Source organism: Nocardia sp. NPDC049737 (assembly GCF_040674755.1).
GTDB lineage: Bacteria > Actinomycetota > Actinomycetes > Mycobacteriales > Mycobacteriaceae > Nocardia.
Genome location: NZ_JBFANH010000016.1, coordinates 135,006 through 156,331, shown reverse-complemented (window position 1 = coordinate 156,331; position 21,326 = coordinate 135,006). Strand labels below are relative to the sequence as shown.

General features: G+C 65.1%; 16 protein-coding genes. 5 read left to right on the top strand and 11 right to left on the bottom strand.

Features of this window, described 5'->3' with window-relative positions:
- The first annotated feature begins 1 nt into the window (after position 1).
- Positions 2 to 229: a DUF397 domain-containing protein gene (locus AB0J47_RS22385; protein ID WP_364348938.1), complete on the top strand. Its 228-nt coding sequence runs from the start codon at positions 2 to 4 to the stop codon at positions 227 to 229.
- A gap of 235 nt (positions 230 to 464) precedes the next feature.
- On the top strand, positions 465 to 587 hold the full coding sequence (locus AB0J47_RS22380; RefSeq protein ID WP_364348935.1) for a hypothetical protein: 123 nt from the start codon (positions 465 to 467) through the stop codon (positions 585 to 587).
- A 56-nt stretch (positions 588 to 643) separates the two neighbouring features.
- Here AB0J47_RS22380 and AB0J47_RS22375 read toward each other — a convergent pair whose 3' ends face one another.
- The 7 genes from AB0J47_RS22375 to AB0J47_RS22345 all read right to left on the bottom strand — a co-directional run bounded on the left by AB0J47_RS22375 (position 644) and on the right by AB0J47_RS22345 (position 9,815).
- A complete protein-coding gene (locus tag AB0J47_RS22375; RefSeq protein WP_364348932.1) occupies positions 644 to 1,390 on the bottom strand; it encodes a succinate dehydrogenase/fumarate reductase iron-sulfur subunit in 747 nt (248 codons plus the stop codon).
- Positions 1,391 to 1,392: 2 nt separating this feature from the next.
- Positions 1,393 to 3,333, bottom strand: coding sequence for a fumarate reductase/succinate dehydrogenase flavoprotein subunit (locus tag AB0J47_RS22370; protein ID WP_364348929.1), 1,941 nt, complete (start codon positions 3,331 to 3,333; stop codon positions 1,393 to 1,395).
- Between the two features lie 30 nt (positions 3,334 to 3,363).
- Positions 3,364 to 4,194 carry a hypothetical protein gene (locus AB0J47_RS22365; RefSeq protein WP_364348926.1) on the bottom strand — a complete coding sequence of 277 codons (831 nt, stop codon included), beginning with the start codon at positions 4,192 to 4,194 and terminating at the stop codon, positions 3,364 to 3,366.
- 270 nt (positions 4,195 to 4,464) lie between these two features.
- Positions 4,465 to 4,752, bottom strand: coding sequence for a hypothetical protein (locus AB0J47_RS22360; RefSeq protein WP_364348923.1), 288 nt, complete (start codon positions 4,750 to 4,752; stop codon positions 4,465 to 4,467).
- A gap of 232 nt (positions 4,753 to 4,984) precedes the next feature.
- Positions 4,985 to 5,992: an alpha/beta hydrolase gene (locus AB0J47_RS22355; protein WP_364348920.1), complete on the bottom strand. Its 1,008-nt coding sequence runs from the start codon at positions 5,990 to 5,992 to the stop codon at positions 4,985 to 4,987.
- A 411-nt stretch (positions 5,993 to 6,403) separates the two neighbouring features.
- Positions 6,404 to 8,359, bottom strand: a complete 1,956-nt coding sequence (locus tag AB0J47_RS22350; RefSeq protein WP_364348917.1) for an acyl-CoA dehydrogenase family protein — start codon at positions 8,357 to 8,359, stop codon at positions 6,404 to 6,406.
- Between the two features lie 274 nt (positions 8,360 to 8,633).
- Positions 8,634 to 9,815 carry an ATP-binding protein gene (locus tag AB0J47_RS22345; protein ID WP_364348914.1) on the bottom strand — a complete coding sequence of 394 codons (1,182 nt, stop codon included), beginning with the start codon at positions 9,813 to 9,815 and terminating at the stop codon, positions 8,634 to 8,636.
- A gap of 93 nt (positions 9,816 to 9,908) precedes the next feature.
- Between AB0J47_RS22345 and AB0J47_RS22340 the strand changes: the two genes are divergently transcribed.
- The 3 genes from AB0J47_RS22340 to AB0J47_RS22330 all read left to right on the top strand — a co-directional run bounded on the left by AB0J47_RS22340 (position 9,909) and on the right by AB0J47_RS22330 (position 11,705).
- Positions 9,909 to 10,175 (top strand): hypothetical protein, encoded by a 267-nt coding sequence (locus AB0J47_RS22340; RefSeq protein ID WP_364348911.1) that lies wholly within the window; start codon positions 9,909 to 9,911, stop codon positions 10,173 to 10,175.
- Positions 10,176 to 10,629: 454 nt separating this feature from the next.
- Positions 10,630 to 11,232 (top strand): NlpC/P60 family protein, encoded by a 603-nt coding sequence (locus tag AB0J47_RS22335; protein WP_364349097.1) that lies wholly within the window; start codon positions 10,630 to 10,632, stop codon positions 11,230 to 11,232.
- Between the two features lie 53 nt (positions 11,233 to 11,285).
- Positions 11,286 to 11,705 (top strand): RNA-binding S4 domain-containing protein, encoded by a 420-nt coding sequence (locus AB0J47_RS22330; RefSeq protein WP_364349094.1) that lies wholly within the window; start codon positions 11,286 to 11,288, stop codon positions 11,703 to 11,705.
- 65 nt (positions 11,706 to 11,770) lie between these two features.
- Here AB0J47_RS22330 and AB0J47_RS22325 read toward each other — a convergent pair whose 3' ends face one another.
- The 4 genes from AB0J47_RS22325 to AB0J47_RS22310 all read right to left on the bottom strand — a co-directional run bounded on the left by AB0J47_RS22325 (position 11,771) and on the right by AB0J47_RS22310 (position 21,162).
- A complete protein-coding gene (locus AB0J47_RS22325; RefSeq protein WP_364348908.1) occupies positions 11,771 to 12,919 on the bottom strand; it encodes a cation:proton antiporter in 1,149 nt (382 codons plus the stop codon).
- Positions 12,920 to 13,016: 97 nt separating this feature from the next.
- Positions 13,017 to 14,696 (bottom strand): fatty acyl-AMP ligase, encoded by a 1,680-nt coding sequence (locus tag AB0J47_RS22320; protein WP_364348905.1) that lies wholly within the window; start codon positions 14,694 to 14,696, stop codon positions 13,017 to 13,019.
- The gene (locus AB0J47_RS22315; RefSeq protein ID WP_364348902.1) at positions 14,693 to 20,848 is read right to left on the bottom strand and encodes an SDR family NAD(P)-dependent oxidoreductase; all 6,156 of its coding nucleotides are present in this window, start codon (positions 20,846 to 20,848) and stop codon (positions 14,693 to 14,695) included. The genes AB0J47_RS22320 and AB0J47_RS22315 overlap by 4 nt, the downstream gene beginning before the upstream one ends.
- Entirely contained in the window at positions 20,845 to 21,162 is a 318-nt protein-coding gene (locus tag AB0J47_RS22310) for an acyl carrier protein (RefSeq protein ID WP_364348899.1), read from the bottom strand. Before AB0J47_RS22310 ends, AB0J47_RS22315 begins: the two co-directional genes overlap by 4 nt.
- Positions 21,163 to 21,326 lie beyond the last annotated feature (164 nt).

Sequence of the window (21,326 nt, the reverse complement as noted above, 5' to 3'; positions counted from 1 at the left end):
CGTGAGCATCAATGAGGGCGCGAAAGTAGATTTGAGCGGCGCGGTCTGGCGTAAGGCCGGGGAGGGCGCGGGTAAGGACAGCGTCGAAGTGGCGCTATTGGATGCCGGGCACGTCGCGCTGCGCGACGGTAAGGACCCGGACGGGCCGGTCCTGGTCTTCACCCCCGGTGAATGGGCCGCGTTCACGGCGGGTGTGCACGATGGTGAGTTCGACCGGCCGCAGTCGTAGGGCGATCGACCCGGCGGTGTCGTGCCCGCCGGGTCCGGTCATATAAAGGCAGACCGGATCCCGACGTATTGATCGGATGTGCTCGGGAAGATCACGAAACAGCGCAGATTCGACAACGAAATCGCGTTTGCCGAGGGTCATTACGGGTAGCCCATATCTTGTGGACCGTGGGCTCAAGAGTTCCCATCCTCGGTACAAGAAACTGCGGCCGGGCGATTGGATTGAATGGCTGATCGTGGCACTGCTTTTCGCGGTGGCCGCGGTCGGCGTATTCGTCCTGACCGGCTCGTTCCTCTCGGCACTTTTCGTCGGGGTGCTCGTGTGGGTCGTCGCCGTCGGTGTTGTCGCGTTGTTGTAAGGGTGCGCCGACCGGCCGGGTATTCCTGACCCGGCCGGTGGTCCAGTATCGGTTGATCAGCGCCGGAAAAGCTTGTTGCCCAACCAGACCAGCGGATCGTACTTCTTGTCCGCCACCCGTTCCTTCATCGGAATCAGGGCATTATCGGTGATCTTGATATGCTCCGGGCAGACCTCGGTACAGCATTTGGTGATATTGCAGAGCCCGAGCCCCTGCTCTTCCTGAGCCAGATCGCGACGGTCGGCCACATCGAGCGGATGCATCTCCAATTCGGCGATCCGCATCAGGAAGCGCGGACCGGCGAACGCCTCCTTGTTCTCCTCGTGGTCGCGGACCACGTGACAGGTGTTCTGGCACAGGAAACATTCGATGCACTTGCGGAACTCCTGGGAGCGCTCCACATCGACCTGCTGCATCCGGTAGTCGCCCGGCTTCAGATCCACCGGCGGCGTGAAAGATGGTATCTCCCTAGCCTTCTGGTAGTTGAACGACACATCGGTCACCAGATCCCGGATCACCGGGAAGGTGCGCATCGGCGTGACGGTGATCAACTCCTCCGGCTGGAAGGTCGACATCCGGGTCATGCACAGCAGCCGCGGCCGACCGTTCACCTCGGCCGAACACGAACCGCATTTACCCGCTTTACAATTCCACCGCACCGCGAGATCCGGCGCCTGGGTGGCCTGCAGCCGGTGGATGATGTCGAGCACCACCTCGCCCTCGTTCACCTGGACGGTGAAGTCGTGCAATTCCCCGCCGTCGATATCACCGCGCCACACGCGGAATTTGGCGTCGTAACCCATTCTTACGCCTCGCCTTCCGTGGCCGAAACCGAATCTGCCGGATGGGAGGCAAGTTCGGCTGGGTTGTAATATTTTTCTAGTTCACCCAGATCGAAGAGCGCGAGCAGATCGGCTCGCATCGGGATCTGGTCCTCCGGGGTGACCCGCACGCCGGGCACCGGTCCATCCGCATCGGCGGGATCGATCGCGCACACCAACAACTTGTTGCGCCACTCCGGATCCATTGCGGGGAAATCGTCGCGGGTGTGTCCGCCGCGACTTTCGGTTCGCAAAAGTGCCGCCTGCGCGACACATTCGCTGATCAGCAGCATATTGCGCAGGTCGAGGGCGAGATGCCAGCCCGGATTGAACTGCCGATGGCCCTCCACCGTCACGCTGTCGAAGCGGGTCCGCAGTGCGGCGAGGCGCTCGATGGCCTCCTGCAATTCATGTTCCTTGCGGATGATGCCGACCAGATCGTTCATGGCCTGCTGCAGATCGGTGTGCAGTGTGTAGGGGTTCTCCCCCGCCCCTTCGGCGGGCGGATCGAACGGCGCAACAGCGGCTTTCGCGGCCGCGTCGATATCGGCATCGGCCACCGCGGGGCGCGCGGACAGTTGTTCGACGTAGGAGGCGGCGCCGAGTCCGGCCCGTCGACCGAATACCAGCAGATCGGACAGCGAATTGCCGCCGAGCCGGTTCGAGCCGTGCATCCCGCCGGAACACTCGCCCGCGGCGAACAATCCGGGCACGGTTGCCGCACCGGTATCCGGATCGACCTCGATTCCACCCATCACGTAGTGGCACGTCGGACCGACCTCCATCGGCTCCTTCGTAATATCCACGTCCGCAAGCTCTTTGAACTGGTGGTGCATCGAGGGCAGCCGCCGACGGATCTCCTCGGCAGGCAGTCGCGAGGCGATATCCAGGTACACGCCACCGTGTTCGGTGCCGCGCCCCTCCTTCACCTCCGAGTTGATGGCGCGGGCCACTTCGTCGCGCGGCAGCAGATCCGGTGTGCGGCGGGCGGAGTCGTTATCGCGCAACCACTGATCGGCCTCTTCCTCGGTTTCGGCGTATTGCCCCTTGAAGACCGGCGGAATGTACTCGAACATGAACCGCTTGCCTTCGGTGTTCTTGAGCACCCCACCGTCACCGCGCACACCCTCGGTGACCAGAATGCCCTTAACACTGGGCGGCCAGACCATGCCGGTCGGATGGAACTGCAGGAACTCCATATTGATCAGCGTCGCGCCGGCCCGCAGTGCCAGCGCGTGGCCGTCACCGGTGTACTCCCACGAGTTCGAGGTGACCTTGTAGGACTTGCCGATTCCGCCGGTCGCGACCACCACCGCCGGCGCCTCGAACAGCACGAACCGGCCGGACTCGCGCCAGTATCCGAACGCACCGGCGATCCGGTCGCCGTCCTTGAGCAATTCGGTGATGGTGCATTCGGCGAAAACCTTGATGCGCGACTCGTAGTCGCCGGTCTCGGCGAAATCCTCCTGCTGCAGCGAAACGATCTTCTGCTGCATGGTCCGGATGATCTCGAGTCCGGTGCGGTCGCCGACGTGCGCCAACCGCGGGTAGGTGTGGCCACCGAAGTTGCGCTGGCTGATCCGGCCGTCTGCGGTCCGATCGAACAGCGCCCCATAGGTTTCCAGCTCCCAGACCCGGTCGGGTGCTTCCTGGGCGTGCAATTCGGCCATGCGCCAGTTGTTGAGGAACTTGCCACCGCGCATGGTGTCCTTGAAATGGACTTGCCAACTGTCCTTTTCATTGGCATTACCCATCGAGGCGGCGCATCCGCCCTCGGCCATCACGGTGTGCGCCTTGCCGAACAACGACTTGCACACCACCGCGACGGAAAGACCGTGTTCGCGTGCTTCGATCACCGCGCGCAGTCCGGCGCCCCCGGCACCGATGACGACGACGTCGTACTTGTGCCGTTCCACTTCTGGCATGGCCGCGAAACTCCTGGTTTGTGAGGGCGGTTAGTTGATGAACCGCAGATCCGAAATCGTGTCGCTGGCAACCAACATCACGTAGAAGTCGGTCAGCGCCAGCGTGCCGAGGGTGGTCCAGGCCAGCGCCATATGGCGGGTATTGAGCTTGGAGACCTGGGTCCAGAACCAGTACCGCACCGGGTGACCGGAGAAGTGCTTGAGCTTGCCGCCCATGATGTGCCGGCAGGAATGGCACGACAGCGTGTAGGCCCACAGCAGCACCACATTGCCGACCAGCACGATATTGCCGAGCCCGAAGCCGAAGCCGCCGGTCTTGCCATGGAACGCGGTGATCGCGTCATAGGTGTTGATCAGCGAAACCAGCACGGCCACATAGAAGAAGTAGCGGTGCGCGTTCTGGATGATCAGCGGCAGTTTGGTCTCGCCGGTGTACTTGGCGTGCGGTTCGGCGACCGCGCACGCGGGCGGGGAGAACCACACCGCGCGGTAGTAGGCCTTGCGGTAGTAGTAGCAGGTGAGCCGGAAGCCGAGCAGGAACGGCAGCACCAGGAAGCCCAGCGGCAGGATCGCCGGAATGTGGCCGAACCATGCGCCGAAATGGCTGGAACCCTCGATGCAGTCGCTGCTCACACATGGTGAGTAGAACGGGGTCAGGTAGTGGTACTCCGGAACCCAATATGCCGTTCGCACATACGATCTGATCGTCGCGTAGATGACGAACGCGGCTAGTCCGACGGCCGTCACCAGCGGTGGGACCCACCACCGGTCGGTACGCAGTGTGCGCGCGGAGATGGCGGCCCTGGTCTTGCTGAAGACGCCGGTGCCCGTTTCCGGGGCGGCGGTCGGTGCGGCACTCACAGGTGGATGCCTCGCTGATCTGCTGTGCGGATGGTCCCGTGACCTCCGCAATCGAATGTGATGCTGAGCACCATACGACACCCCGGCTATCGCTCGAGCGGGGTCCTGGCAAAGCCGACCCGCCTGAGGGGCCGTGATTTCTGCCACATTCGATCTAGGTTTGGTCGCCACGCAGGGTGGTGAAACCGTTATGCCGCGCAGATCAGAGCGGCAAAGCGAGCAGCTGCGGTCGCGGACCCGCTCGGCGTCGAGGCGGGACCGCGGACCGAATTACTTTGTGCGCGGACGGGAGTGGAAGCCGAGGCCCTCGTCCTGTGCGCCCATCCATGCCGCTTCGTCGGATTTGCTGTCCGGTACGTAGATGGTCTCCTGCGGACTGCGCGTGATCTCCTGCGGCGGCGACTGCTCGAGTTCATCGGCATCGATGACGAGCCGCTCGAGGTCGTTTTCCAGTCGTCGCACCGAATTGGCGTCGCCGTAGTGGGAGCGCAGTGCGCCGATGGATTGCCGGAGCTGGCCGACCGCGTAGCGCAGTTCCGCTATGTCGCTGCGTGTCATCGATACCTCCTGTGTTCCTTGGCGGACAGACGAACTCGATGGGTGGCGGTTGGTTCCATGGTTTGCCTGGTGAACGCGCTCTATCGAGTCGTGTGACTCACCACACAACGTGATCTTTAACACAGTACGTGAGGAATTCGATTTTGGCTCGTCGCGCCACAATTTTGGTGATCCGCCCAAGGATTGCCGTGGGTTGCCTACCTGGCCGTTGTGGATTCCGACAAGTGTCCGGTCAGCTGGCGGTGGCGTACCCGGGGCCATGACCTTGCATGGCTGTGATGACCCGGTCGACCAGCGCGACGATGGACAATGCCACCTCCTCGGCCCGCTCCAGATGCACGCTGTGTCCCGCGCCGTCGAGCCGCACCAACTCCGAGCCCGCCAGTTGCGAGGCCAGTACCACCGAATGCACGAAGGGCACAACGATGTCGGCCGAACCGGCCAGGACCAGCGCCGGAATGCCGCCGAGTCGATGCAGCGACGCGGTCTCGTCGAAGGTCATCAGCGAGGTCAGGAAGCTGGACATGGTGAGCAGCGGGGTGTCGTTCATCATCGCCGCGGCCACCGCGACCATGCGCGGGTTGGTCCGCTTGGTGCCCATATTCGCCTCGCGGGTGAGCGGCTCGAGGATCCGGCGGGACAACCGCTTGGAGGCCTGCATGAACCGGGGCGCGCGCTGCACCACGAGCTGCAACGAGTTCACCGCACGCCGATTCAGGAAACGGCCGAGTCCGACCTCGGTGATGCCATTGGCCGCACCGGCGATCAGGCCGACGCCGACCACCCGGGTGCCGATGGTCGCGGGGAACAGCCGGGCGTAGGCGAGGGTGACCATCGCGCCCATCGAATGTCCGATGAGGATGATCGGGCCGGTCGGTGCGACCGAGCGCAGCACCGCGTCGAGGTCGTGGCCGAGTTGATCGATGGTGTAGGTCGAGTGATGGGCGACGCCCGACTCGCCGTGTCCACGGTGGTCGTAAAAGACCATCCGTACATCCGAACCGCTGTACTTATCCGCCTCGCCGACTTCGTCGGCTGCCATTCCCAATTGGCGCAGCAGTTGATCGCGCAGAAATGACCAGGACTCGGCGCGCAGGCAGTGACCGTGCACGAAGACGACGGTCAGCTGGGCATCGTCGGCGCCGAAGGTGCGGACCGAGATCGGGGTGCCGTCGTCGGCCGATACCGTGATCCGATGGCCGTCGTGGTCGGCGGCTCGGCGGGCAGTCGTCGTGGACATGACGATTCTCCTGTGTCTGGTAGGACACCCGGTTCGGAGCGTTCTTGCCCGGTTGTCGGGCAGAATTCCCGCGCCGTTAGCGCGCCATACCGTCCGTTATGTACGCGTTGTCCAACTGACGCCGCCGATCGACCTGACCCCGGGCACGCGAGCCCGTGGATTGGTGAATCTATGAATGGGTAGGTCAGGCGCTAGATTCCGGTAGACATCCATGATCGACCCGCCGGCATTGCCGTCCATCGGGCATTCGATCGGATCTCCTAGAGTCCGCTAGAAATTGTTATGGAACGGTAACCATACGCTGATTATCGGAAATATGTCTATATCTAGAAACTTCCCGAGATATCCGAATACTCATCACGCAACGAGCCGTCACCCAACCATGGGTGACGGCTCGTAGCGGCTTCGTGCCTAGGTGCCCACGTGGCCACGCGTCGACGGCAGGAACGGTCGCAGCAGGTTGGCCTCGGTAGAGGGACCCATCTGCCATTCCGCGATCCACGGTCCGGTGCCCTCGCTCGGATCGAAGATGCCCTCCTCCAGCCACTCGTAGCGGCCGTCGAGGACGTTGCGGGTGAGGGTGCGATCGTCGTCATCGGTGTTGTCCCACAGCGCGTCGAACAACTTCTTCACCCGAATCCGCGACTGCCTGCTGAAGGTATCGGCCAATTCCTCGGCGGCCTTGGCCTCCGGCGCGCCCGCGGTCCGCAGCGCCTGCGCGCGCACGCAGGCGGCCGAGATCGCGAACAGTTCGGCGCCGATATCGACGATGCGTCCGAGGAAGTTCTGCCGGTACTCCAGGCCCGCCTGCCATCGCGCCATCGCGTACATCAGCGATCTGGCCTGCTTGCGGGCATTGCGCTCGACGAAACGCAGATGCCGTGCCAGCGGCCCGAATTCGGCATAGGTCGCGGGCACCGTACCCGCGCCGACCGCGAGCTGCGGGAACCACTTGGCATAGAAACCACCCGCGCCGACCGCGGCCTTGGCTTTGTCCTTGAGCTCGGAATTCCGATCTACCAGCGCGCCGGCGGCGGCCATATGGGCATCGGCCATCTCCCTGGCGACCAGCAGCCGCATGATTTCGCTGGAGCCCTCGAAGATGCGGTTGATCCGCAGATCGCGGACCAGCTGTTCGGCCCCGACGGCGCGCTCACCGCGGGCCCGTAGCGAGGCCGCCGTCTCGTAACCGCGCCCGCCGCGGATCTGTACGAGTTCGTCGGCGATCTGGCAGCTCATTTCACTGGCCCAGAGCTTGGCCAGGGCCGCCTCGATGCGGATATCGTTGCGGGCCTCGTCGCACATGGTGGCCGAAAGGTCGAGCGCGGCCTCGAGTGCGTAGGTGGTGGCCGCGATGAAGGAGATCTTCTCCCCGACCGCCGCGTGCTCGCCGACCGGCCGACCCCACTGCACCCGCTGCGTGCACCACTGCCTGGCGATCTTCAGCGACCACTTCGAGGCGGCCGTGCACAGTGCCGGGATGGCGAGGCGACCCGCATTCAGCGTGGTCAACGCGATTTTGAGGCCGTCGCCCTCGCGACCGACCAGATTGCGCTTGGGCACACGGACGTTGTGCAGGCGCGTGACCCCGTTCTCGATGCCGCGCAGTCCCATGAACGAATTGCGCCGCTCCACCGTGATGCCGGGCGAATCGGCCTCGACGATGAAGGCCGAGATGCCGCCCCGGTGTCCCTCGCTCTTGGGAATCCGGGCCATGACCACCAGCAGTTCGGCGACCACGCCGTTGGTGGTCCACAGCTTCACGCCGTTGATCTCGTAGGCCTCGCCGTCCGCGGTCGGGGTGGCGGTGCTGGCCATGCGGGCCGGATCGGAGCCGACATCGGGCTCGGTGAGCAGGAACGCGCTGACCGCGCCCGCCGCACAGCGGGGCAGGAATTCGGCCTTCTGTTCCGGGGTACCCGCGAGCTTCAGCGGTTCGGGCACGCCGATCGACTGGTGCGCCGAAAGCAGGACCCCGAGGCTGGGGTGCGCGGAGCCGACCAGCATCAGGGCCCGGTTGTAGCCGACCTGGGACAGGCCTTGGCCGCCGTACTCTTGCGGGATCTTCAGGCCGAAGCAGCCGAGTTCGGCCAGACCTTTGACGTACTCGTCCGGAATCTTGGATTCCGCCTCGATGACGCTGCCGTCGAGCGATTCGCAGAACGGCCGCAGCCTGGCCAGATAGGCCTCGGTGCGCGCGGCGTCCTCATCGCTGGGCTGGGGACAGGGGTGGATCAGATCGAGCCGGAATCGTCCCAGAAACATCTCCTTGGCGAACGATGGTTTGGCCCAACTGGTTTCCCGGGATTCCTCGACCAGTGCGCGGGCCTGCTCTTCGGTGGCGTCGACTTTCGCGGTAGTCGCCATGATGTCCTCCTCGGACGTGATCAGGATCACATAAGAGTGTAGGAGGGTTTGTTACTGGCCGGTAGATGTCGAGGTAGAGCGTTATCAATCAATTGGTGGTCAGGGATACCCAACGCTGGCCGCACAGGTTGGCGCGAGTGGTCCGGGCGCCGCGTCGTCTTGCCGCGTTGACGGCTGTCACGGCCCCAGTTGTGGCTGCACTCGCGGCCTCAGCACATGCCGAGGTCGGAGTACCTGGCGTCGATCGAGCAGTGTCCGGCGGCCGAGCCGACACTTACACGCTGCGCAGATAGCGACCGAAGTGCGGCACCGTGAACCCGATGGTGCCGCGCTCGGCCGAATAGATCAGACCCTTCTTGATCAAACCGTCGCGGGCGGGGGAGAGGGAAGCGGGTTTGCGGCCGAGTTCATTGGCCACCGCCGCAGTCGGCACCGGACCGTCGTCGCCCGCCAAATCGGCCATGGCACGCATATATTCGCGTTCGGCGGGGGTGGCGCGCTCGTACCGGGAACCGAAGAATCCGACGGCCAGTTCCTCTTCGGCGCTCGGTGCCGCCACCTCGACATCCTCGGCGGTGATCGGGCTCTCCGGCGCCTGATCCCAGGCGGCCTTGCCGTAGGCCTGCACGAAGTACGGATAGCCATCTGCCCTCTGGTATAGAGCATCCAGCGCTTCCTCGGTGAACTTCACCTCTTCGCGCTCGGCCGGTGCGATGAGGGCTTGATCCGCCGATTCGCGGTCCAATCGGTCGATCCGGTGGTAGCTGAACAGTCGCTCGGAGTAGCTCTTCGAGGCGGACAGCACCGCGGGTAGGTGCGGCAGTCCGGCTCCGACCACGATCAAAGGCGCGGTGTCCTGGCTCAATTCGTGACAGGCCCCGCAGATCGCAGAGATATCGTCGGGGCCGAGATCCTGCATCTCGTCGATGAAGACCGCGATGCCGACACCGATATCGCTGGCGAGTGCGGCCGCCTCCTTGAGCAATTCGATCATATCGATCTCGATATCGCCGGAATCCGCACGACCGGTGACCGCTGGCACGTCGATACCGGGCTGCCAGCGCTCCCGCATCCCCTTATCGGCGGTGGAGCGCAGCGCGAAAGCCTTGAGTATGCCGAGGAAGTCGTCGACGCGCTCCTGGTTGCGGTGCGCCATCGCGATCGCGCGCACGGCCATATGCAGTGCGGACGACAGTGGACGGCGCAGTTCCTGATCCGGGCGGGCCTCGATTTTGCCTGTGCCCCAACCGCGTGAGCCAGCGGCCGAGCGAAGTTGGTTGAGCAGCACGGTCTTTCCGACACCGCGCAATCCGGTGAGCATGACGCTGCGTTCCGGCCGACCACGCGCGATTCGCTCCAACACAATGTCGAAGGCTTTGAGTTGCTTGTCGCGCCCGGCCAATTCGGGTGGGCGCTGTCCGGCTCCGGGAGCATACGGATTCCGCACGGGGTCCATGCCCACAAACCGTAGCGTGTTTCGTCAGCTAAATCTGGCCATATATAAGGCGCGTCCTAGATATTGCTAGCGAACTATCGCATGCTGAGGGGCATGCCCACCGAACCACTTCCCACCCTCGCCGAGTTGGTCGAATCCTGGAAAGTTCCCGCCGAAGCCCCTGTGGCCGGCCACATCCGGTCCAACATCCTGCAGGCGATCGAAGGCGGTCTCGACGATCCGCAACTCGTCGCGGATATAGCGGTGGGGCCGCTGGTGGTGGCGCTCGGACGGCTGGAGGTTGGCCTGGCCGATGCACGGCGGCGGATCGATGAGCTGGAGCGGGCACTTGGTCAGCGCATCGGCGGAACTGATGGGTAGGAGTCGTGAATCCGGTGGGCGCAGTGTCACTTCCGGTCGGGACCTCGGTTCGATAACGCACGGCCGGACATCGATACCGTGTCGTGACCAACTGGGCGTGTCGCAATTGCGCCGCTCGTCCTGGGATTTTTCGATTATCCGCGAAGAGGCTGGTCTGTGGGCTGGACAACACCGCGTCCTGGCCGTAATCTCTTCGTGACCCAGTGGAGTCTGTCGGTTCGGAAGAGAAGCGGCGCCACTGAGTTACCGCCAAAACGGCTGTCGGGGCCACCAAATCCGGCTGCCGTACCGGGACCCAGAGATTCAACTGGGAGTTCGGGCCGTTCTGCCGGTCCGAATTCGACAGCTGACCCGGTCGGCGGAAGAGCAGAAAGATCGGAGACTCGGCTCGGTGGGTAAACACAGCTTGCAGCGGGAATCGCGGCTACCGAATTCCGTCAAGGGTGCGCTCGTCATGGGCGCGGTTGCCGCCACTACTGGTGCGATGCCCGCGATCCCCGCGATGGCAGCCACCATCAACGTTCCGGGGATCGGCGACTTCGACGTCCCGGTTCCACCGGAATTCGATCAGCAGGCCCAGGATTTGGGTAAGCAGCTCACCCAGGCGCTCGCCTCGATGCCCGCCGCGCCCGCCCCGGAGGCCGTCGCCCCGCAGGCCGCGCCGTCGCTCCCCGGCTTGTTCGCCCCGGCCATGCCGCAGATGTTCCACAACACCGCCAGTGACGTCGCGCTGGACGCCGCCAAGAGCAAGGTCGGCGCGCAGTACTCCTGGGGTGCCTCCGGCCCGTTCAGCTTCGACTGCTCGGGTCTGGTCCAGTGGGCCTACAAGCAGGCAGGTATCGAACTGCCGCGCACCAGCTTCGAGCAGTCGCACGTCGGCGCTCCGGTCGCGTTCGAGGACCTGCAGCCCGGCGATATCGTGGTGACCAACGGCGGCGGCCACGTCGGCCTGTACGCGGGCGACGGCAAGCTGCTCAATGCGGTCCAGTCCGGTCAGCCGGTGTCCTACACCACCCTGCGCCCCGACATGGTTGTGACGGCACGCCGTATGGTCTAGGGGTGGCACCCGCCCAACCGACCACCAAGAACACCGCCCCGACCCAGGCCCGAGTGGACTCCTGGACGTGGGCGGTGCGTCTTTTCAAGACCAGGTCCGCGGCCGCGGAAGCCTGCCGCGGCGGCCACGTCCGCGTGAATGGTGTTGCGGCCAAACCGGCCCAGCATGTTCGCCCCGGTGACGAGGTCCGCATCCGAGCCGGTGGCATCGAACGCATCGTCATCGTGGAGCGCGTCATCACCAAGCGCGTCGCCCCTCCGATCGCCGCACAGTGTTTGATCGATCGCAGCCCGCCACCGCCGCCGCGCGAGATTGTCGTATCCATGCCGCGCCGCGATCGCGGCTCCGGTCGACCCACCAAACGAGAACGTCGCGAGACGGATCGCCTGCGCTCCCCCGCCTCCCCGAATATTTTTCCGGTCGTCGGTGTCGAGCAACCGCCGTCACGGTCTGACCGTTGGGGTTCTGGCTGAGTTTTGAGCGTGCCCGACGAGTCCGAACCAAGGCTTGATCCGGCAGAAGCTATCTGGACACGGCACTAGCTTGCGCGCTTATCGGGCCGCGCGCCGACGGTTGCGATTCGGCTGGCTGCGAGTGCGGCGGCGGCGATGGTGCACAGGGCGCCGAGCATCATCGCGGATGCTTCGCCGGGCACCAGGACGTGTAGTTGTGAGCCGACGGTGACGGCGGCGACCGGGACACCGACCTGGGCCGCGGCGAGGGCGCCGAAGGCGATTGGCTGTCGCGTGACACGGGCGCTCAGGTGTACCAGCACCGCGCCGATACCGAGTGCGAAACCGAGCCCGATCAGCCGCGGGTGGTCGCCGAATTCGCGCAGGTCGAGTCGGGCGCCCAGCCAGATGAAGAACAGTGGGCCGAGGAAGCCGTCATTGATGGCGAAGAGTTGGCGGGCCACCCGCCGCGGCTCCCCGATTCCGGCGACCGCGAGTCCGGCCGCGAATCCGGCGAGCATGATCGACACCCGAGTCTGGGTTGCCAACGTGCACAGGGCGAACAGCACCGCGAGACTGACCCGCAGTTCCAGGGCGAATGCGCGCTTCTCGGACAGCCGATGCACCCGCCGCCGCCGACCCGACAGCTCCAGCTTGCGCAGCACCAGGAACAACACCATGGCGGCCGCCGCCACCGCGACGGCGCCGACTGCCGCGCGTCCCGCATTCGCCGGATCGATTACCAGCGGCAGCGCCACCACGCAGGCGGTATCGGCGATCGCGACCTGGGCGGTGAGGGCGAGTACCGGTTTACCCCGCAGGTCGAGCGAGTCGATGATCGGCAATACCAGTGCCGCCGAGGAGGACGCCATGAGCACCGCATAGACCGCACCGTGGCCGGTACCGAACCAGCGGGCCAGCCCGAATCCGGCTGCCACTGCCAATAATCCGACCAGGACGGCCCGTATCGCGCCCTTCCCGAGCGCGGAGCGTACGGCCGGATCACGCACTGGAACATGGGTTCCCGCGACGAACATGACGACCGCGAAACCCATATCGGCGAGAAAGGTGAAGATCGGGTCGGCGGTGTGCAGGACGCCGAATCCGGTGGTGCCGAAGACGATGCCCGCGAGCAGTTCACCCACGATCACCGGTATGTGCGAGTTCTGCCGCAGCGTGAGCAGCGGTCCGCACAGTCCGAGCGCGATGACCAGGGCGAGGGTGGCGAAGGTCATCGCAGATCTTTCCATCTCACGGGAATGCTTGCGCTCGCCATTGGCACATCATCGCGCCCGGTGTGGGCGAGCAGGGGGAGGTCGGCGGGTATTTCCGCTACGGCTGGGACAGGTGGCCCGCGCGGTAGAGCGCTCGGCATTCGCCGCGGCGCAGTTTGCCGCTGGAGGTCTTCGGAATCCGGCCCGGCTCGACCAGGACGACGGCTCCCGGTGTCACCTCGTGGGCGGCCGCGATGGCATTGCGGATGCGGTGGGCTAATTCCGCTGATCCGGTGGCCGCCGTGTCGGCGAGTTCGGCGACGACGACCAGATCCTCGCGATGGCCGTCATCGTCGCCGAAAGCGGCTACGTGGCCGACACGTACTTCGGGTGCGCAGTCCGAAACCGTGGATTCGATATCGGCCGGATAGTGGTTACGGCCGTCGATGACGATGAGATCCTTCAGCCTGCCAGCGATATAGAGCTGGTCTTGGTTCCGGAATCCGAGATCGCCTGTGCGCAGCCATGATTCGTCACTTCCGACCAAGGTGGCGCTGAACGCCGCTGCGGTGGCGATCGGGTTGTTGTAGTAACCGGCGCAGACATTGGGGCCGCAGACCCAGATCTCGCCGACGGTGCCCGTCGCGACCTCGGTGTGCTCATTGGGCTCTACCACCGCAACCCGCTGGCCTGCGGGTACGCCGCAGCCGACGAGTGGCACACCTTCTTGTGCGGTTTGTGCGCGGCCCTGTGCCAAGGCCGTCCGGTCGAATCGATGGGTGACGGGGTCGTTCGACTGATCGCATACGGTGACAGAGAGCGTGGCCTCGGCCAAGCCGAAGCCCGGTGTGTGGGCGTGGTGCCGGAATCCGTAGGGGGCGAAGGTTTCGGTGAAGTCGGTCAAGGCTTGGGCACGGATCGGTTCGGCACCGTTGAGCAGTGCGTCGAGGTGGGATAGGTCCAGGCCTGCCCGTTCTTCGGGCGTGGTTGCCGCGACGGATAGGGCCAGGCCGAAATTGGGGCTGCCGGTGGTTCCGGCGCGGTAGTCGCTGAGGGCGCGCAGCCAGCGGATGGGGCGTTTCACGAATTCGGCTGGCGCCATGGTGATCCCGTGTACGCCGGAGTAGAGCGGTAGTGAAAGGGCCAGGATCAAGCCCATATCGTGGAAGAACGGGAGCCAGGAAACGATGGGTTCGGTGCGCACCGCGGGTACTGCGGTCCACAATTGATCCAGTGCCGCAGCGAGATTCGCGTGGGTTACTTGGACGCCTGCCGGGGTCCTTGTCGATCCGGAGGTGTACTGGAGATAGGCCGTCTGGGTCCGATCGATGATCGGGTCGGTTGCTGTGGTGGTGGTGTGCGGTGAGAGTTTCAGCACTGGGCCTAGTTCTGGTCCGAGGATCTCGCTGGTAGTCGTGTCGGTCGGCGAGATCAGGCTCAATGCGGGTCGGGCATCGGTGAGTACACCCTCAAGCCGGGGCCGATTTCTATTGCTCGTCGGCGGAAACAGAGGCACTGCGATGCGATTGCTGTAGAGGCAGGCGAGAAAGGCTATGACGTAGTCGATTCCGTGCGTGCATAGAATCGCCACCCGGTCGCCGGGATCGGTTGTTGCCCTGAGTCTTCGGGCCTGTGCACCTGCCGCGTGGTGCAGTTGTTCATAGGTGAGCGTGACAGGAACGCAATCCCGTCCGCGATAACGCAATTCGGTGTACGCACTGTCACTGGGCTTGGTTTGCGCCCACTCGGCAACCCGGGCGGCCAGAACGTTGGTCTGCCCCGTATACGGCGAAGTCACCGCACCCCGTCGGGTCTGACGGCGGCGACTCGGTCGGCCAAGGCGGCACCGAGTGCGGTGATGGTCGGGTGTTGGAACAGTTCGGCGGTCGAGATGCGGATATTGAGAAGGGTTTCGAGGCGGCGGCGCATTTCTATGCCGAGCAGTGAGCTCAGGCCCAATTCGTTGAAATCGGCTTCCGGGTCGAGATGGTCCGAGGTCAGGTCGAGAGTGGCGGCGAGAGCGGTGCGAATGGTCGTGGTGAGTGGTTCTATCGGATGTTGCTGCTGGGGTGCCGGATTCGGCGGTGCGGTGTCTGCTGTGGACGGTTGGTCGGTGAGCAGATTTCGCAGGCGGGTGGCGACTGGTTCGGGATCAGTGCTCGGCGTGTAGTCCAAGGCGAGCAGGTAGGGCTCGTTGTAATACATGGTCTGGGTGAGTAATTCGGTGCCGCGCGAAATATCGAATGCGGAGATTCCGGCGCGTCGCAGATGTTGTGCACCCCCCGCGCCCGCTGCGAGGCCTGAATTCCATACGCCCCAACCGATGCTCAACACGCGCCGCCCTGGATGGGATTGGGCGAGCGCGTCCATTGCGGCATTCGCGCTGGCGTAGGCCGCCTGTCCGGGTGCGCCGAGCGCCCCGGTGGCGGAGGAGAACAGCAGCACGAAGTCGGTTGGATCGGCGGCGGTGAGATCGATGAGATTGCCTGCGGCGATGGGTTTCGGTGCGAACATGCGGGCGAGTTGGCGGGTGGTGACGGCTTCGAATGCAGCGTCTTCGAGTGCGCCCGCGGCGTGGACGACGCCGCGGATGGTGGAGCCGCATTCGCGAACATCGTCGAGCGCATTGGCGAGGTCGCTGCGGTCCGCGGCGTCGCAGCGCACTACGACTATCCGGTCTTCCAGTCCGTCCAGGAGTGCGGGCACTGGTCTGGGTGCGCGAGTGAGCACCACGACGTCGTGTGCACCCGCATCGAGTAGCCAACGCACCGCGACCGAGCCGAGCGCACCCAAACCGCCGGTGACCACATAGGTGCCGTTGGGGTCGATCGAAGTTGGGGTGGTTGACCGCGGGCGGGAATGCACGAAACGGCGGGTGGTAATGGTGTCGGCGGAGATTCGCAGCTCATCGGGGAGTGGGGTGGCGATGAGTTCTTGCAGTCGGGACAGCGCGGTCGGAGACCTGTCGGTCCACACGAGTCGCACTTCGCGGCCCGATTCGAGCTGCATCGATCGCACCAAGCCGGCGATCGCCATCGGCATGTCCTGTCGGCTCCGGGCGGACGGTTGCCGACCGGTCGCGCTGGGGGTTGGGAGGATGATCGTCAAAGATGCTGTGGCGTGTTCGGATTGGACGCGTTGCAGCAGATCCAGCACTCGCCCAGTGGTGGCGATGACACTGTTCGCGGGCTCGGTCGCGTGATGTGTCGCGCCGGATTCGGCGGGCCAGATCACCACAACTGCCGTAGTCGCGGTGCCGGTGCGTCCGGCGAGTACAGCGGAGACGATCGGGCCGGCGGCATCCGGTTCGCGGGCGACGCGTTCGGTGGGCAGGGTGCGGTCGAGTTCTCTGGCCAGTCGGATGGCGAGTTGAGATTCGCCGATAACCAAGGCGCGTTGCGGTTTGGTCCTGATTCCGCGCTGGGGACTGTGCTGGAACGGTATCCACGTTTCATGGCGGAAAGGGCCGACCTGCGTTGTGGATTCGACCGTGGCGAAACGGATGCGGACACCCGAGAGCGCGAGCACCGGGACGCCGTGCTGATCGGTGCCGATGACGTCACCGGTCAGTCCAGTCGTCGATCGATCACGCACCAGCGCATGGGCTTCCAGCAGCACCAGGTCCGGTTCGGCGGACAGCCAGGCGGACTCGATGCCGATCGGCAATGCAATGGCATCGGCGGGCAGGTGGTCCCAGCTCGCGGCGGCGAGCAGATGCAGACAGCTATCGAGGGTCGCCGAGCGCTGTAGCGGGGCGGCATCGAACGATCCCACCGCACAATCGGGCCCGGCCTCGATATTGCGCAGCACGCGGAAACCGGGACCGTAGTCGAGTTGCCGTGCGCGCAACGAGTCGTAGAAAACATCTGGCGCGAGCACTCGCATCCGCCGACGCACGGCCCGATTTGCATCGACCACCCGCATCCATGCGACGATATCCCCGGGTGTGGGGTCACCGGCCAACCGTGCCGAAGCCAGCGTCCCGGCGCCTGTGACCTCCGCCTGCAACCTTCCAGCACCACCGGCCCGATAGGTGACAGCGGACAGCGCGGCGAGCCCGGTCCGCTCGTGCACCACGAAATCGGTGATCGTCCGCCCGTTTTCAGCCAGTTCGAGCAGCCTGAGCAGCCAGAACACCGCGGGGACGGTTGGTACGCCCTGCACCACGTGATCGTGGAGATCGTCTGCGGGGAACTCGGATTCAAAGACTCCGGCCGCGCTCGAATCGGTGGCATCTCGTCCGCGGCTGATCCTGGGACCGGTGGTTGTGTTCGTGTCGTAGTCGTCGCGGCCGCCACCGATGTCGAAACCTGCAGCTGCGCCCTGGCCCTGGGCATTTCGGCCGCGAGGAGCATCGAGCTGGGTGGTTGTATTCGGGTCGCGCGTATCTCGACCGTGAATGGAGTCGTGTTCGGTCGTGTCCGGGCCGTAGGCATTTCGACTGCGGACGGCATCATCTCCGATGGCTGCGCCGAAATCGGAGACCGAAGAATCGTTGACGGTGCGGCCGTTGATAGCGCGTTCGGTGGCACTGCGATGGGCGGTACCGGGCGCATTCGCAGCGACATGGCTTTCGCTGGGCCCGGTTGCGGCGTCGTGGATGATGCCGCAATTGGTGGCGGTGTCGCATGCGGTGCGGGGCTCTATGGGAGCGGTGGTCGAGGTGCCAGGCTCGGTGGCGGCGTCCCGGTCGGTGGGTCGCTTGATGGTGTCCGGTTCGGCGGTGGCGCCGGGATCGAGGCTGGTGATCAGTGGGAACCGTCGGTGGATCCATTGACGGGGTGGGGGTGGGGCGGTGAAGGGGCCGCTGGCAGCCCAATTCAGCGGGTGCCCTTCGAGGTAGAGGTTGCCGAGGCAGGTCAGGAAGGTTTTGGCCTCGTCGTCGCGGGTGGTGACCGGGTGGGTGGCGTCGGCGAATTCGGGGAACTCGCGGATTGCGGGTGTCAGTACGGGATGGGGTGTGAGTTCCAGTACCGTTGCGAATCCATCGTCGGCTGCTTGTCGCAGTGCGGCAGCCAGTTCGACGGTCCTCGAGGCATTTTCGGCCCAGTAGTCGGCATCCATCGCGGCCGTGGTTATCGTTTCGCCTCGACGCGCCGTCGAGTACACCGGGACGCGCGGCACCTGCGTGGTGAGTCCGTCGAGTGCGTCGACGAATTCGGGCAGGAGTGCGCCGACTTGTGAGCTGTGGGCGGCGAAGTCGACGGCGATCCGCTGCGCGAATATCTGCCTGCGCTTGGCACGGCGGACCAGTGCGTCGATGTAGCGTGGCGCACCGGAGATCACCACCGAACGCGGTCCATTGACAGCAGCGATCGCTACCGTCGCGTGCAGTGGCTCGACCAGCCGCGCCGCCTCATCCGCTGTCGCCTCCAGCAGCGCCATCGCACCGTGTCCGTCGAGGCGCGCCAGAATCCGGCTGCGCTGCACCACGACTCGGGCCGCATCCGAAAGCGATAACGCGCCGCTCACCGCGGCCCCGGCCACTTCGCCGAGACTGTGCCCCACCACCGCATCCGGTTCGATGCCCCACGCGGCGAGCAGTTCGGCGAGCGCCACCTGGAATGCGAATATCGCCGGTTGCACGAGTTCCGTCGCGCTGGTCCCGTTCGTCGCACCACTGAGCGCGAACCCGTTGCGCGGCGTCCACACTCGCCGGCCGCCCGCCACCGCAATCGCATCCGCGGCAGCGGTCACCGCATTCGCGAAGACCGGATAGCGAGCCGCAAGACCTCGCCCCATCTTGGAATACTGCCCACCCTGCCCAGAGAACAGGAAAAGCAGGCCACCCCGCCGCCGCACCGAACCAGCGCCGATCACCCCACCCCCGGACTGCCCACTTGCCACCGCACGCAACTGGTCCACGGCATCATCCAGATCCCGCGCAACCACTGCCGCCCGGGCATTCTCGGGTATCAACCGCGCCGCAGCAGCCGCGAAATGCCGAAGAATTTCGCGATCGCCACTCCCTGCGCCCAAGTAGCTCGTCACAATCGCCTCGGCCGCCGCACCCATGCCTTCGTTTGAGCTGCTGCTTGCGTGCTCGTGTGGGCTGCTGTTTGTGGGTTCGTGTGGGCGGCTGCTTGCGTGCTCGTGTGGGCCGCTGTTTGTGGGTTCGTGTGGGCGGCTGCTCGCGTGCTCGTGTGAATCGCTGTTTGCATGCTCGCGTGAATCGCCGCTAGTGCCCTCGCGGGAACCACTGCTTGTGCCGTCGTGCGAGTCGCTCGTGCGCTCGAGCAAAGTGCGAAACGTGCCCTCGGCCCTGCGGTTGCTGGTTTCGTCATGCGAGGCGCTGCTTGCGCCTATACCTGAGGCGGTGCTCATGTGATCGTGCGTGGCGTTGCTGGGTGAGTCGCCGCTCATGTCCTCGCCCGCGCCGCTCATGTCCTCGCCCGCGCCGCTCGTGTCCTCGCGCGACATGCGCCTGGTGGCCGCAGGCTGTGGGGTAGGGGTGTTGTCGCGCGACGAGCTGCTGGTGCCGTGGTCCGAAGCGGTGTTGTCGCGCGATGCGCTGCTGGGCATGCCACGTGAAACGTCGCTTGTGCCGCCTGACGACAGATTGCTTGCGCCGACACGCTCGAGCAGCTCGCCCCACCGCAACGCGTGCGAGCGCAGCTCCGCCATGTCGCGACCGGTGACTGGAAGCAGCACGGGCGGTTCATAACTCCGGTGACGCGCTGCCTCGAGACCGCGCAGCACCACGTGCGCATTCGTCCCGCCGAATCCGAATGAGCTGACTCCGGCAAGCCGCGCTTCCAGCGGTTTGTCGGTCCAGTCGATAGGTTCGATCGGCACGCGCAGCCCATGCTCGGCGAGTTTCAGCAGCGGATTCTCGGTGTGGAAATTGATGGTCGGCGGGATTACCCCGTGCCGGATGGACAGCGCCGCCTTGACCATTCCGGTGACTCCGGCGGCCGCCTCCAGATGCCCGATATTGGATTTGAGCGAGCCGATCCAGGTCGGTTCGGCCTCGCTTCCGACTACCGCGGCGAGCGCGCCCACCTCGACTGCATCACCCAATGGTGTTCCGGTGCCGTGACATTCGATGTACCCGATCGCACGCGGATCGAGACCTGCCAAGGCAGTACGAATAACCTCCTGCTGGGCCCGTCCGTTCGGCGCGTACAGCCCGTTGGACCGCCCGTCCGAACCGACTGCCGTGCCGAGGATTTCGGCATATACCCGATGTCCGTCCCGCAGCGCATCGGCGGTGCGCCGCAGCACCACTACGGTGCATCCATCACCGCGGGTATATCCGTCGGCCGCGGCATCGAACGGTTTGCACCGTCCATCGGGCGCGAGGAACCCGCCTTCGGCTAGGTACGCCGAAGTATGCGGCAGCAGTGGGAGATTCACCCCGCCGACGATCGCGAACGGCACGGAGTCATCGGCCAGCAGGCGCACCGCGAGATCCACGGCGGCCAGCGAGGACGAGCAGGCGCTGTCCACTACCAGACTCGGTCCGTGCAGGTCGAGGACATAGGACAGCCGGTTGGCGATGATGCTGAGCGCCGATCCGGTGACCGCATACGGCGCATCGTGCCCATCGCGGCCGAGCACCGCGATGCCGTGATCGTAAGCGCACGCACCGAACACCACCGCAGCCCCGGAACCCCTGGTGTGATAGCCGATTCCGGCATCGTCGAGCGCCTCGATCGCGACCTCGAGCGCCAGCCGCTGCTGCGGATCCATCAGCGCGGCCTCGCGACCGGAGATGGCGAACCAGTCGTTGTCGAATGCATCGATATCGGCGAGATATCCGGCGTGCCGTGTGCCCGGTCGACCGGGCGGCGGCGCTCCGGTGGCATCCCGGCCATCGCACAGCATCCGCCAGAACTCGGGCACGCTCGAAGCTCCCGGCACCCGGCAGCCGATGCCCACGATGGATACCGGCGGATACGGCCGGACGGAGGCGGGCTGGCCTGTCCGATTTGTGGGCAAGCTGTTCATCGCATCGCGAGATACTCGACAAGCTGCTCGATGTCCGGATGGTCGTATAGCGCGGTGAGCGAAACCTCGACTCCCATGGCATCTTCCAGATGCGCTGTCAGCCGCGCCAATTGCAGCGAGCTGAGGCCGAGATCGCTGAACGGTGCATCGGTCGAGACCGCTGCGGCATCGACATTCAGCAGGTCGGCGATGGCGGCGGTGGCAGCGCTCAGTAGCGCGGCACGTCGCGAACCGAATATGTTCGAAACACCGTCGGCGACTGTTCGCAGGTCGCTCGAGACAACACCCTGCCCGTCCGGAAGATCAGGCCCCATCCGTCCTCCTCCCGTCGCCGGAGGGCTGCTGCCCCCACGCCGGTACCCCTGCCGATTATGCCGTAGATATCGGCGCGATCAAGGTGTCCCTCAGGCGGGTGTATTGTCCGGAATTGTCCTGCATACCCGGCTCTTTCGCCGTCTACCATGATCGCCTACGGTGG